At 67.4% G+C, this 13,485-nt stretch carries 11 protein-coding genes; 1 reads left to right on the top strand and 10 read right to left on the bottom strand.

The window, feature by feature from the left end; genetic code table 11:
- Positions 1 to 1,209, bottom strand: a complete 1,209-nt coding sequence (locus NTCA1_RS24485) for a type II and III secretion system protein family protein (RefSeq protein WP_236549556.1) — start codon at positions 1,207 to 1,209, stop codon at positions 1 to 3.
- A complete protein-coding gene (gene cpaB / locus NTCA1_RS24490) occupies positions 1,206 to 2,210 on the bottom strand; it encodes a Flp pilus assembly protein CpaB (protein ID WP_159832081.1) in 1,005 nt (334 codons plus the stop codon). The genes NTCA1_RS24485 and cpaB overlap by 4 nt, the downstream gene beginning before the upstream one ends.
- Positions 2,211 to 2,866: 656 nt before the next feature.
- On the opposite strand from cpaB, the gene NTCA1_RS24495 reads away from it, so the two are divergent.
- Complete coding sequence (locus NTCA1_RS24495; RefSeq protein WP_236549557.1) at positions 2,867 to 4,180, top strand: hypothetical protein; 1,314 nt, start codon at positions 2,867 to 2,869, stop codon at positions 4,178 to 4,180.
- On the opposite strand, the gene NTCA1_RS24500 is transcribed toward NTCA1_RS24495, so the two are convergent.
- From NTCA1_RS24500 to NTCA1_RS24545, 8 genes are all read right to left on the bottom strand, one after another.
- Positions 4,160 to 5,272 carry a sensor histidine kinase gene (locus NTCA1_RS24500; RefSeq protein WP_159832082.1) on the bottom strand — a complete coding sequence of 371 codons (1,113 nt, stop codon included), beginning with the start codon at positions 5,270 to 5,272 and terminating at the stop codon, positions 4,160 to 4,162. The genes NTCA1_RS24495 and NTCA1_RS24500 overlap by 21 nt on opposite strands.
- Positions 5,269 to 5,661, bottom strand: coding sequence for a response regulator (locus NTCA1_RS24505; protein WP_159832083.1), 393 nt, complete (start codon positions 5,659 to 5,661; stop codon positions 5,269 to 5,271). Before NTCA1_RS24505 ends, NTCA1_RS24500 begins: the two co-directional genes overlap by 4 nt.
- Before the next feature lie 167 nt (positions 5,662 to 5,828).
- Positions 5,829 to 6,530, bottom strand: a complete 702-nt coding sequence (locus NTCA1_RS24510) for a helix-turn-helix domain-containing protein (RefSeq protein ID WP_159832084.1) — start codon at positions 6,528 to 6,530, stop codon at positions 5,829 to 5,831.
- A 7-nt stretch (positions 6,531 to 6,537) separates the two neighbouring features.
- Positions 6,538 to 6,777 carry a hypothetical protein gene (locus tag NTCA1_RS24515; RefSeq protein WP_133085366.1) on the bottom strand — a complete coding sequence of 80 codons (240 nt, stop codon included), beginning with the start codon at positions 6,775 to 6,777 and terminating at the stop codon, positions 6,538 to 6,540.
- 29 nt (positions 6,778 to 6,806) lie between these two features.
- The gene (locus tag NTCA1_RS24520; protein ID WP_159832085.1) at positions 6,807 to 8,135 is read right to left on the bottom strand and encodes an EAL domain-containing protein; all 1,329 of its coding nucleotides are present in this window, start codon (positions 8,133 to 8,135) and stop codon (positions 6,807 to 6,809) included.
- A 79-nt stretch (positions 8,136 to 8,214) separates the two neighbouring features.
- Positions 8,215 to 9,711, bottom strand: a complete 1,497-nt coding sequence (locus tag NTCA1_RS24525) for a hypothetical protein (RefSeq protein WP_236549558.1) — start codon at positions 9,709 to 9,711, stop codon at positions 8,215 to 8,217.
- Between the two features lie 473 nt (positions 9,712 to 10,184).
- Positions 10,185 to 11,630 (bottom strand): hypothetical protein, encoded by a 1,446-nt coding sequence (locus NTCA1_RS28820; protein ID WP_236549559.1) that lies wholly within the window; start codon positions 11,628 to 11,630, stop codon positions 10,185 to 10,187.
- A 1,190-nt stretch (positions 11,631 to 12,820) separates the two neighbouring features.
- Entirely contained in the window at positions 12,821 to 13,441 is a 621-nt protein-coding gene (locus NTCA1_RS24545; RefSeq protein ID WP_159832088.1) for a ParB/RepB/Spo0J family partition protein, read from the bottom strand.
- Positions 13,442 to 13,485 lie beyond the last annotated feature (44 nt).

Raw genomic sequence — 13,485 nt, forward strand, 5'->3', positions numbered from 1 at the left:
TCAGGGCCTCACGACGCCAAAGGTTTTCACGGACTGCTCGACCCCGTCGTTGCCGACGATCATCTGGCCGAGACTGGGATCGGGATTGCCGGGCGGGCTTGGCAGGGCGACCGGGGTAGTGCCGGGCTCGACCAGCCGCGGCGTCGCCACGATGATCAGCTCCTGCCGCTCCTTCTGGTTCTGCTGGCGCTTGAAGAAGGCGCCCAGCACCGGAATGTCGCCCAGGAACGGAACCTTGTCCTTGGTGATGGCGCTGTTGGTATAGTTGAGCCCGGCGATGACGAAGCTCTGCCCGCTGCCCAGTTCCACAGTGGTTTCCGCAGAACGCCGACGGATACCCGGCACCACATAGCCCTGAAGCTGGACGCCATTGTTGTAGTCCAGCTCGCTGACCTCGGGCGCCAGCTTGAGCACGATGTGGTCCGAGGAGAGGACATAGGGCGTCACCGAAAGGCGCACGCCGAACTCCTTGTATTCGATGGACAGCGTATTGCCGTTGCCGCCGGTGTTCTGCGGCACCGGCACCGGAAATTCGCCGCCCGCCAGGAAGCTCGCCTGCTCGCCCGAGCGGACCAGGAGAGTCGGCTGCGCCAGAAGCTGCGACAGTCCGTTGGACGACAGCGCGCTCAGGACCGCGCCGATCCCCTGCTTGCGGGCCGAGAGGAAGAGGTTGAAGGCGCTCTGGATCGGCACGGCAGCGTCGATCGAGAGGCCGGTGGGGCCGTTGCTGTAGCTGTTGACCCCGCTTGGCGAGATGACGGCGCCCTGAAGGTCGCCCGCCAGCTTTGCGAAGCTGAAGCCCAGCGCCTTGAGCGTAGAGCTGGAAACGGCCGCGAACTGCACGTCCACCGCCACCACTTTCTCGCCCGGACGATAGGCAGCCGCCTGCCCGGTGAAGCCCGAGCCGCCGACCCGCACCGTGCGCTCGGCCATGACCGTGCCGTCCTTGGCGAAGACGGTGAGCACGGCATCGCCCACCGCCAGCGCCTTGATGCGGATGGACTGGGTGGTCGGCGCGGTAATGCCGATCACGTTTTCCCGGCTCACTTCCACCCGGCCGATGGCGCCGGGGAAGGACAGGGTGCGCATGTCGTCTACCTGGAGCAGTTCCTGCTGCTCGGCCGCGCGAGCATTGGTCTGAGCCATTGCGGGAGGAGCCGAAAGCGCGGTTCCGGCGAGAAGGAGGCTGGCGGCGATCAGGTGTTTCACTGCGATGCACTCCCGGAATAGATGACCTGTCGGTTGCCGCCGACCACGAGTTCGATGGGCTGCGCGCCAAGGGAGGCTGGGCCCGGCCCGCCCGCGGGCTTTTCCGCGCGCCTTTCGGCAGGACGCGGATGTGCGGCCACGAAGGCGCGCGGCTGGGCGTAAGCCGGCGCGGCAGGGATAAAGGCCGAAGCCGGGCGCGGCTGCGGCGCGGAGGCCACTTGCGCCACCGCCACTTCCGCGCTGTCTCCGGGATTGCGCAAGGAAAGCGTGAGCGCGCCCGTGCTCTTGGCCAGCGAAAGCTCGGAAACCTGCGCGGGCGTGAGCGCCAGAGTGACCGTGCGGGCGGGCGGCATGGGCGCTTCGGCCGGAGTGGACGGCGGCGCGCCCATGCCGGTCGCAACCGCGCTCATCGTGCTGGCGGCGGGCTGGGTGCCGACGACGACTTCGCCCACCGCCAGCACCGGAACCATCTGCAGCAGGGTCCGCGCCCGACTCGCGCCGCTGGCGCGCGCGCCGCTGAGCGCATCCTCGCCGGGATAGACGACTTGCACGTCCACCCTGTCGCCCGGCCGCACCAGACCGGCCACGGCGATCTCGGCGGTGGTGTCGATGCTGATCGCGCGCATGCCCATCGGCACGCGGATCGCCAGCTTGGTTTCCTGCCCCAGCGCCGGGCGCGGGATCAGCGAATTGGCGGGAATGTCGCGCGTGGCCACTTTGCCGATCACTTCGGCAGGCGTGACCGCCGTGGGGAACCGCGCCGGATCGGACCGGGAGTTGCGGATCATGTCCGCCGTGATGGTTTCCCCCACCCTGATGTCGCGCGTGGTGGCCGCCAGAACAGTGAAGGAAGGTTCGGGCTTGCCGATCGGCATGCGCGCGGCGGCATCGGCCACTGGCTTCGCGGCCCGCGCCAGTTCCCGCATTCCCAGAAAGGCGAAACAGCAGGCCGCAACCAGCCCGACCCCGATTGTCAGCTTCGCCTTGGATCCGAGCCGCATGCCCATTTCCCCCTGGTCCCTTGCGTCTACGCAAATCGGATCGACTGCCCCGAAGATCCGAATTGGAGTTTTTCATCCTGTGACGGCGCAAAATGCCGTCTTGCGTATGAATGATAGTCTTTCTCGAATTCTATCCGAGATGGAGAAATAGCCGATACGACGGCAATCAGACCGAGGCTTTCCGAAGCGTTAAAGCTGCGGAAAGTATACTTTTGTTCACTGCCTCCCAACCGGGCGCCAAACCTTGTCTTTGCGTACTGAAGTGCGGATCGAATAGATCGATAATCACCGTCGGATCGGTTCTTTCCTAGTGAACGCAACGGCAGCGAACGACTATATACGAATACATACGCAGCGCCGTTTCGCCTGTTCCGACGCTGCATTGCGCAGGAGGAACCTGCCGACCTCTTCAGGGACGAGCTGATAATTCGGGCATTATTACCGGATTAACATTCTGAAACAGGATTGATGGCAGGCCTCAGACGCGCTTTGTTAGTCTATTTACTTACGGGCGCATAAAACCTTCTATCAGGTTTATTTCGCGGTTGCGGAAGCCCGCATGCTTCGTAATCATCATGCCGTTCGGACTCAGAGGCGCGGGGTGCCTGTCCGAAACCGGGGGTCTGACCAGGATGATAGTGCCGAACGACAACGTCGTGAATTTTCCACCGCCCGGCCCGGTTGAGGGGTCCGGTGTTGAAGGGGTCGGTGTCGCAGGATCCGGCGCCAACGACGATGCATTTGCGGAAGGCGGCCACGGTTCCGCCCGCGCCGGTTCGTTCGCGCCGCAACTGGCGATGCGCCTGCGCGCCTGGGAGGATGGGACGCGCTTCTATCCCGGCGCCATCGCCCTCTGCGCGCTCTGCCTCGGCCTGGTTTCCAGCCACGCCCCCGCCGCCGGGCTGATCGGCGGCGCCGCGGCGGGCGCCCTGTTCGTATTGCACAAGACCCTCAAGGCCGCGCTGGTGGCGGCAGTGCTGAGCGCGGGCTTCTATCTCATCCCCGAAGCCCGCTTCTCCCCCGCCTACTGGACCACGCTGGGCCTCGTAACAGCGGCAGGCTTCTTTCCGCGCAGCCTCGTCACGATACTGCTGCGGGCGCCGCGCTGGTGCTGGGTAGTTTCGCTGCTGGTCGCCATGGCCAGCTTCTGCTGCGTCCTGCTGCTGCAGACGCCGGTGGCGACGGCGGCGATCTTCGTCGGCTCGCTCAGCGCCGCCTTCCTCGGCGCGGGCCTCGCCCGGCATCTCGCCATGGTCGACGCGCGCCTGCTGGCCTGGGGAGAGGACGGGCTGGTGCCGGTCACCCGCGACCTGCTGCTCGGGCGGGTGACGGCGGGAATGCTGCACGATCTGGCCCAGCCGCTCAATGTCATATCCATGGCCAACGGCAACATGCGCTATATCGTCGAGCAGCTCGACATCGGCGAGGACAACCGCAAGCAATTGCTGGACCGCGTGGCGCGCATCTCGTCCCATACCGAAGCGGCGGCCTTCATCCTCAGCCTGTTCCGCTGGTTCGGCCGCGACGGAGACAAAGAGAGTTCCGCGCTCAATGTGCGCAGCGCGCTGGAACGGGCCCTCGCCGCCACGAAATCCAACGTCCGCCACCACGGCGTCTCGGTGGAACTGGAAGGCAACGCCCTGGAGCACCTGCTGCCCGAACATCACGGCGCGCTGGAAATGATGGCCGTGGCCGCACTCCTCAGCGCCTTCGGCGGTTTCATCGGCCCCAATAACGAGAAGCGGAAGGGCAAAGTCCTGCTGCGCGCGGCGATGACGCCCGCCCATGTGGTGGTGACGGTGCGCTGCATAGACGAGAACGCGGCCCCTGCCCCCGCGCGCAAGCTGGACCATGCCACGCTCTGGCTGGTCGAGCAGGTGGCGATCGAGGCCGGCGGCGATTTCCGTTCGATGCTGCGGTCCGCTCAGCCGACCCGCTTCGTGATCCGCCTAGGCCGCGACGACATCTGAGGGCGCCAGCCTGCCGGAGATCGGCGGAAGGCAGATTTCCACCCGCGCACCGTGCCCCGGATTGGCCACCAGGCGGATGCCGCCTTGCGCCTTTTCCATGATCTGGCGGCAGATATGCAGGCCCAGTCCGGTGCCTTCCTGCGCCTTGGTGGTGAAGAACGGCTCGAAGGCCAGCCGTTCGAGATCGGCGGAAAGCCCGGCGCCGTTATCGGTCACGACGCAGCGGACCTGATCCCCGGACTTGCCCTCCAGCCGGATGGTGATCCGCCCCTCTCCGTCCCAGCCACCCGCGCGGCGCGACTGGATGCTGTCCGCCGCATTGCGCAGGACATTGACGAAGACCTGCTCCATTTCCACCCGGCCCAGCGCCACCCCGGCGGAAAGGCCCGCGGCATCGCGCTCCACCGCGATGTCGGCGCGCTGGAACAGGGCTTCGAGAAACTCCACCGCGCTGGCCGCCGCCTCCATCACGTCGGTATGGCGCGGCACGATCTTTTCCTCCGCCGCCTGGCCGAGGGTGCGCTTGATGATCGCCTGCGCGCGCAGCACTTGTTCGGCAATGCGCGAGGCAGTTGTCTGGAGGCGCGAGCGCGTCGTATCCGGGCGGTCGAGCATGAGGCGCAGGCTCTCGTTCGCCATCGAGATCGTGAACAGCGGTTGGCGCAGTTCGTGCGCCAGGGTCAGCGCGCGCTCGCCAAGGTCGGCCATCCGCGCCCGCTCGGCCAGGGCCTGATGCGCCGGGCGTGGTTCCGGGGCATCCATCAGTACCGCACTGCCCCAGTGCGTTCCGCCCAGGTTCTCGCGCAGGATCAGCGTGACCGTGCGCATGCGCCCGCCTTCGTCCGGGCTTTCGATCCGCAAGTCGGTGACGACCTCCGACCGTCCCGCCAGGGCGGAAAGGCGCAGGACATCCTCGGAATGGACGGCCAGAATCTCCGGCTGCTCGTTTTCCTGCGCATTTTCGCTGCGGAACAGGATCCTGGTGCCCGCCCCGTCCAGCCTGAGATCGCTGACGACCTTCAGCCCGACATGGCGGCGCAGCGTGTCTACAAGGCCGCCCGGCGCGGCCTGCTCATGACCGGTTTCGCTCACGCGCCGACACCGTTGGCCAGCATGCGGCTGATCGTGCCGATCAGCGCCTGAGGCTGCACCGGCTTGGTCAGGAAAGTATAGTGCGAAGTGCCTTCCACCAGATCCTGGCGCATCTGGTCTCCGGTGATGAAGACATATTCGAAGCGGCGCGCGCTGAGCACGGGATTCTGGCGAACGCGGGCAACGATATCGAGCCCGGATTCGCGGTCCAGCCGCAAGTCGCAGGCGACGACGCTGACGGCGGGGTGCCTTTCCAGCATCTCCACGGCTTCGGTGAGATTGGCGGCGCCTATTCCCGCAATGCCGTGAAGCGACATCAGGGTCAGCAGCTCTTCGACGATGGCCGAAAAATCATCGAGAACAAGTACCCTGGCCTGATCGTCCCGCATCCGATCCCGTTCCTCCGTGTGACGAACCGCCCCAGCCGCCACTGGACACTGTTACTCCTATAATGGCGCGACATTATCAATAAATGAACGCCACCGGCCCACAAGTTCGGGGCAAGTGGCTCAGGCGTCAACGAAAAATCGATGCAATCGAATTCATTCGGAGATTTCTAGAATTCGATCACGATTTTCACTTTTGCAGGCGCGACGTTGAAATGGGCGGCGATCTGGTCGCGGTACTCCGCCATGACGAAGGCGAGATTGTCGGTTCGCGGCAGGCCGTCGAGATCCTCGATCGTGGTGCCCAGCGCGTCGGCAATGCCCTTCAGACGGGCATCCTGCGGCCGGGCGCGGCCGTGCTCCCAGGCCCAGACCGTGGGCTTGCTGACACCGATCCGCTCGGCCAGTTCGCCCTGGCTGAAGCCGTTCTGCTTGCGCAGGCGGCGCAGGCGCCGGGCCAGCGATTCCTGCGCATCGCCGCCCACCTCGTCCGAAGGCGCGTGCTCGTCCTCCTCATGACCACGGGGAGCCGAGCGCAACCGCGCGGCGCCCAGCACGGCGGCGGAGATCGGCGTCTCGAAGCGGCATCCGTAGAAGTTCTCGTTATGCCACATGACGCGGGCGAGCACCCGGTGCTCGGTGGAAAGGGCGATCTCGATCGGATCGTCGATCTTCAGGTCGACATCGCATTCGACCAGCAATCCGCCTTGCGAAAGGTTGTGGATCACCACGTCCGCCTCATGACCGTCGGCCATGGCCTGGGCGTCCAGCAGGAGGCTGAATCGCGGCAGGCTGGACCGCGCATCGCGTTCGAAACGGGCGGGCAGGCTCTGGTTGCCCCAGTTCATCGGCGTGCTTTCATCTGCAAACATGCCCACCTCACGCGCAGCTGTGGAGACCGGGACGAAGCGGGCGACCGCGCTCGATCGCCATGGCCATGACCTCCACGGGCAGCGCCCCGGGATGACCTGCGCCATTCGCCAGTCCTGCCGCGTCCTCGCCCAGCGCGTCGAGAGCGCTGGAGACGAGCGCGCCGCTCACGCGGGCCTCGCATTCGTCCAGCATGTCCAGCGCGATGCGCAGAAGCTCCCGTGCGTTCTGAACTTTGTCATTCATCATTGCAGCTTCCTTTCCAGGGTTCGGATCAGTCAGAAAACGGGGCTTCGCGCGGCGCGGAGCGCGGCGGATACGGCGACCGGCGCGGCAAATTCGCGGTTGCAGGCAGGATCGGAGACCGGATCGGCAATGGACCAGGCCCGCCGCCTGCTCACGCGGCCAAGCCGGGCGCCCGCAACCCACGGCGCGCCTTCTTCCACCGCTAGGCGGATCTGCGCCGGAGTCTCGACACCGATCAGGATGACGGTGCCGCAGAGGGTGTGCGCCTGCTCGGCAAGCTGGCCGATCCGTGCGCGGTTGCGCTCCGAAAGGAAAGCCGTGCGCAGGAAGGCGCTGTCCAGCTTGACCTGATCGGGCCGCAGCACCGCAAGCTGCCGCAGCGAGGCATGGCCGGAGCCGAACCCGAACAGGCCCAGCCCCACGCCTAGTTCGCGCAAGGTGTTGAGAAACGTCAGCGTACCCGGCCAGAACCGGCAGGCGGCGGATTCGTGAAATTCGAGCACCAGCCGCTCGGCCAGTTCGGGACGGCGTTCGAGCCGCGCGAGGAAGTCCGTCCAGGCGGCGTCGTACCCGCCGAGGTCGAAGGAGAGGCTCTGCGGCGAGATCGCGATCGACAGGCGCGCGCGCGGATCGGCCTCCAGTTCGTCCAGCACGCGCAGCACCAGCGCGCGGTCGAGCAGGTGAACAAGGCCGAGCCGCTCCAGCGCCTGACAGGCCGCGACGCAATCGAACTGCTCGCCCTGCTCGTCGGCATAGCGCAGCAGCGCCTCGTGCTGAAGGATCCGCTCGGGCTGCCGGGGATCGAAGACCGGTCGCCATGCGAAAAAGGTCTCGCCCCGCGCGACCTGGCCCAGCAGACGCGCGGCCCGCGTCATATCGTCGCGGTAGCGCGCCCTGCCGGAAGCATCGGTGCCGGAAGCATCGGTGAAGCGATCTCGCGCAGCAGGCGCCGCCACCCGGTGAAGCCGGTCACGGGCCGATTCCGTGGCTTTCGCCAGATCTTCTCCCAGGCCGCCCGGCACGGGATCGCTATGGCCGATCGAGACCGAAAGCAGGATCTGGCAGTCCCCGTGCGCCATGGGCCTGCCGCACAGATCAGTGCAGAGCGCCTCGATCTTGGCGCAGACGAAATCGGGTTCGAGCATGGCCGCATGGGCCAGCAGGGTGATCGCGTCGCCGGTCGCCTCACGAAAATCGACCGGATCGAAATGGCCCGCGATCCCGGCGCGCAAATGGGCCATCGCCGCGACCAGCGCCTCTTCGCCATAGGCAGCGGCAATGGCGCGGGCATTGTCCAGCCTGACGACCAGCAGGTGATTGCTGCGGCGGTTGGGCGGGCTGATCCTGTCGAGGTCGATCATCGGTCGCGTCCGGGGATGGCGGGATAAAGGAACGGAGGCGAACCGGCGCGGACAAGGCCGCGCCGGTTCGCCGCTGGGCTCAGTTGCCGGTCTTGCCGGTAAGGCCGCCGAGCAGGCCGCCTGTCGCGGTTCCGGTTCCTCCCGCAAGTCCGCCTGTGAGGCCGCCGACAAGCGAGGACACCGCGCCGGTTACCGGAGCGAGCACCGAACCGGCGCTGCCGCTTCCCGTCGTGCCCGAAGTCACGCCGCCGACGATCCCTTCCACAAGGCCGGTGACCGGCGCCAAGGCCGAGCCGGTGCCACCCGATCCCGAGGCCAGCGCGCCGACCACGCCTTCGACCAGCCCTGTGACCGGCGCGAGCACCGACCCGGCGTCGCCACCTCCCAGGCCGCCCCCGGCCAGACCACCCGTGACTTGCCCCAACGTGCTCCCAAGCGCACCGTTCACGGTATCGAGAACCGGCGCGGCAACCGTGGCGACCGTGGCCGTGACCGGGGCGACGACCGGCGAAACGCCGCCCGTTACCTGATCCACCAGGCCGCCGACCTGCTCGCCCAGCAGCGCCCCGGCCAGATTCCCGACCGGCGCCAGCCCCGCCGCCACGCCTTCGGTGGTGGTCGGCAGGGCAACGTCGAGCACTTTGCCGTCCGACAGGACGGTGGCGGTGGCCAGCTGCCCGGTGGTCAGTCCCGGGTTCTCGGAAAGGACGTTGAGCCCCACCAGGGTGTCCCCGTTGCTCGGCCCCGTCACGGCATTGTTACCGAGGTCGACGCCCAGCAGCGGCCCCTCGTAAGCGCGCGCCGGACCCGAGCTGCCCCCACTTTCGGCCCCGCCGACCCCCGTCAACGCGCCGGTAAGGCCATCGACGAGCCCGCCGAGCTGGCCGGTGACCGGCGCCAGCACACCGTTCTCACCGGCAACGGGCGCCAGAACGCCGTTCACCGTATCGAGCAGCGGCGATGTCACCCCGCTCACCGTGGAGGTGACGGCCGCCACCGTGGGCGCAAGGCCGTCGGTCACTTGCGTTACCGTGCCCCCGACCTGCTCGCCCAGCAGCGCGCCGGTAAGCGCACCCACCGGGGCGAGCGCCTGCTTGGTCTCGTCCGCCGTGGTCGGCAGGGTTACCTGCACGACCTTGCCGTCTCCGGTCAGGAGATCCACCGTCACGCCGCCTGCATCGGTCGTTGCCTTGTCCGGCGTGACGTTCACGTTCACCAGCGTCCCCGAACCGCTCTGGCCCAGCAGGTCGCTGCCCCCCACCGAGATCCCGGCGGCCGGGCCGGTGAAGCTGGTGGTAGTGGCGCCGCCCGGATCGGTGGGACCGGTAGGACCCGTGGGGCCAGTAGGGCCGGTCGGTCCAGTCGGCCCGGTAGGACCCGAAGGATTGGTCGGCCCGGTCGGGCCAGACGGGTTGCTGGGGCCGGAGGGACTGCTGGGACCGCTCGGCCCCGAAGGCGTACCGGCCTGGAAGTCCATCCCGCTCGTGCAGGCCGTCGTCACCAACAGGGGCGTCAGCAGCAGCGGTGCCAGCAACAGGGAGTGCCGCTTGGAACTGGAAATATGACGGGTCGGCATGGATCTTCTCCAACGTGGTGTCAGCCGGATCGGCCTGTTGGAGAAATGATAGGTCGAGCCGGCCCCAGCGCCGCGCCGAGAAGCAGCCGTCCCGGCCCTGTTCGGGTTACGCGACCGTGCAAGCGCGGCAACCGGCTTTACTTCTGGGCGGGAAAAGGCCCGCATCGGCTTGCCCAAAACACGCAAAAGCCCGGGAAAGGGCGAAAATTCGAGGTATTCGGGGCAGCCACAGCGCATGCACGCGGAAATCGGGGCGGAAAACGATGCCAAGGTTAAATACTCACTCCGGCTCAATTTCGTTGCGTTCCGGTAGTTGCCGCAAGGCGTCCCGAGACATTTTCCTGAGCCGGAATCGAAGAGGCAGCCCTGTTGCCAGGACTGCCTCCTCTTCCTCCGCCCGCCTTTCGATCAGAAGGCGGAGGCCGCTTGCCTGCCCGGCCATGGGGTTGTGGGGCGCCGGGCAGGCATGACGATCAGTTCGTCCGGCCGCCCAGCCCGCCGAGCAGCGAGCCGACCAAGCCGGTGACCGCGCCTGTCACGGGAGCGAGAGCCGAACCGACCCCGCTCGCCGCGCCCGATCCGGTGCCGCCGGTAGTGCCGGTGGTGCCCGTGCCAGCTCCGGTCGCGGCGCCGGTCAGGCCACCCACCAGACCGTTCACTGCGTCGGTGACGGGTGCCAGCACCGCACCGCTATCGCCTGTCGCGCCGGTGAGACCGCCGACCACGCCCGAAACGACACCCGTGACCGGCGCCAGCGCGCCGCCCTGGTTGGTGCCGCTGAGCAGGGTATCGACCGCGCCCGTCACCGGCGCCAGGACCGTTCCCGCGCCGGAACCACCGGCAAGACCGCCGACCAGTCCGTCCACCAGTCCCGTTACAGGCGCCAGAACGCCGCCTTCGGCTCCGCCTGCTGTAAGCCCGCCGACCACGGCCTGGACGGCCCCGGTCACCGGCGCCAGGACGCCGCCTTCCGCCCCGCCTCCGGTCAGACCTCCAGTGAGACCGCCGACCAGCGCGTTCACCGCGCCGGTAACGGGTGCGAGCGCCCCGCTTTCGCCGCCTCCGGGAAGACCACCGGTAACGCCGCCGACGACACCGCCGACTACCCCGCCCAGGGCGCCGTTCACGGTGCCGAGCAGCGGCGATGTCACGCTATCGACCACGGCGGTGACCGGCGCGACCACGGGCGCGAGTGCGCCGGTCAACTGATCGACCGCACCGCCCGCCTGTTCGCCCAGCAAGGCCCCGGCAAGGTTGCCGACCGGCGCAAGCCCGGCTGCAACCCCTTCGGCCGTGGTCGGCAGGGTAAGGTCCACGATGCTTCCGTTAGAAAGGACGCCGACCGTGGCAAGTTGCCCCGCGACTTGTCCGGTGCCGTCCGACAGGACATTGAGACCGAGCACCGTATCGCCCGTGCTCGCGCCGGTCAGGGCATTGTTGCCGAGATCGACGCCCAGCAAGGGCCCCGTCACCGAACGCGCCGGATCGCCGCTACCGCCCCCGAGGCTGCCCGTAAGCCCCTCGACGAGGCCGCCGAGCTGGCCGGTTACCGGTGCCAGCAGGCCGTTTTCGCCAACGACCGGCGAAAGCACGCCGTTCACGGTATCGAGCAGCGGCGAGGCGATGCCGTCCACGGTGGAAGTCAGCGTCGCCACCGTGGGAGCAAGCCCGTCGGTCAGCTGCGTCACCGTGCTCCCGGCCTGATCGCCCAGCAATACGCCGGTAAGCGCGCCGACCGGTGCGAGGGCCTGCTGGGTCTGCGCTGCCGTGGTCGGCAGGGTGACGGCAACGGCCTTTCCGTCACCCGTCAGCAAGTCCACGGCAATGCCGCTACCGCTCGATGCCGCCGTATCCGGAGCGACATTGACGTCGATCAGCGTGCTCGATCCGCTCCGGCCGAGCACACTTCCACCGCCCACGTTCACGCCTGCCAGCGGGCCGGTGAAGCTGGTGGTGCCGCTCGGGTCCGTGGGTCCGGTGGGACCTGAGGGACCGGTCGGACCGGTCGGACCGGTCGGGCCAGTGGGGCCAGTGGGTCCAGTGGGACCGGTCGGGCCAGCGGGACCCGTAGGTCCGGTTGGGCCGGCTGGGCCCGCTGGGCCGGTTGGGCCAGTCGGACCGCCAGGTTCCGTGGGACCGGCAGGACCAGTCGGACCCGTCGGACCCGTGGGCCCAGTCGGCCCTGCAGGCCCCGTAGGTCCTGTTCCACCTGGGCCCGTAGGTCCGGTCGGACCACTCGGGTCGGTAGGACCTGTAGGGCCAGTAGGTCCGGTCGGCCCAGTGGGGTCGCTTGGATCCGAAGGGCCACTCGGCCCGCTGGGGCCGGTCGGCCCGGTAGGACTTGTCGGGCCAGTCGGTCCCGACGGCCCGGTCGGGCCGCTGGGACCGGACGGCGAGCCGCCGCCTCCCGCGCCTACCCGGAAGCCGACGCCGTCGGCACAGGCACTCAGCAGAAGAAGCGGAACAGCCGTCGCACAGAGCAGCAGGTGCTTGGTGGAACGGCGCGGTAGGTGACGCGGCATCGTGTTGACCTCCATGAATAATGCCCACTGCGTCGAAGCCTAGGCCCAGTCTGGAGGCGCTTCGCGGCGAGAAGGAACCGCCGCGAAAGTGCCAGGTATGCATAGCCGCCGAGCCCGGATCGCGAGCACGGGAAAGCAAGGCCATGGCGCGTAAAAACAGCGATATTCACGCGCAAGCCCGCGCAAAGCGAATGGAAAGCGGCCGCGACCTCGCGGCAGACGTCCCATCTTCACGCAAGGGAGCCGCGGAGACGGTGCGCCGCGTTAGAACCGGACAGAGTATTGTTGAACGGCAGAGGTCTGCCCGATCGTTCCGCCTTGCGGGCAGGCCTTGCCCTCCTCCTGCCGGTCCTTGACCGGAACCGGCTTCAGCGGATCCTGAAACGCAGAATCAAGAAGGTCGCCATAAATTGAGGTGAAATGGCTCAAGAGCAGGAGGCAGGACCAGATCGATACATTCAGTCCTGCGGGTTAGCGTGGGGCCGTTTAATCAATTGAACGTCCCCGCCCGTTCGAGCCATACTGTTCGCCATCCGGTCGTCCAGGCAATGACGCTTACAGGTCTACGCCGCGGCTTTGACGGAAGTTCAGGCAGCGATATCCGCTTCGACAGCGGCCTGACGCCGACTATCGACCAAGGCCGTCCGCAGCGCGCCGAGCAAGGCGTCGATATCGGTTTCTTCGCTGACCAGCAGATCGACCGCGAGTCCCTCCCGGCCCGCGCGGATCCTTCCCACACGCGCATCGCCGAGCACGAGCGGCCGGTCGTTCCCGCGCCGCATATCGCTTTCCCGCGTCGAGTCCTTCAATCGGGCAAGGACGGTGGCAGCCGGTATCATGCGCTCCCCGGCACCGGCGAGCCGCTGCTGCTCATCCCCGATCAGTCGCGCCATTACCAGCAGGCGCTCGCGCTGTTCCGGGCGGCGGAGCAAGGGAGTCAGCACTTCGGAATGACGCACGCGCAGTTCGTCCCGCGTGCCGAAGGCGTTCACAACCTCGTCCGGCATCTGCGCCAGTGCCAGCAGGCGGCTCAACTGACTGTTCGACAAGTTGAGCGCTTCCGCCATGCGAGACTGTACGCCGCCATAGAAGCGATCGACCGCGTTCTGGTAACTGCGGGCACGATCGAGTTCGGTAATGTCTTCCCGTTCGCGGTTTTCGATATCGGCAAGGCGGAAGGCTTCCTCGTCGCTAGGCCGCGTTGACATAAGATTTCAGCCATAGGCGCACTGCGGCGAGGTTGAGAAAGCTC

The sequence above is a fragment of the Novosphingobium sp. TCA1 genome, assembly GCF_009811895.1.
Classification (GTDB): Bacteria; Pseudomonadota; Alphaproteobacteria; order Sphingomonadales; family Sphingomonadaceae; genus Novosphingobium; species Novosphingobium panipatense_A.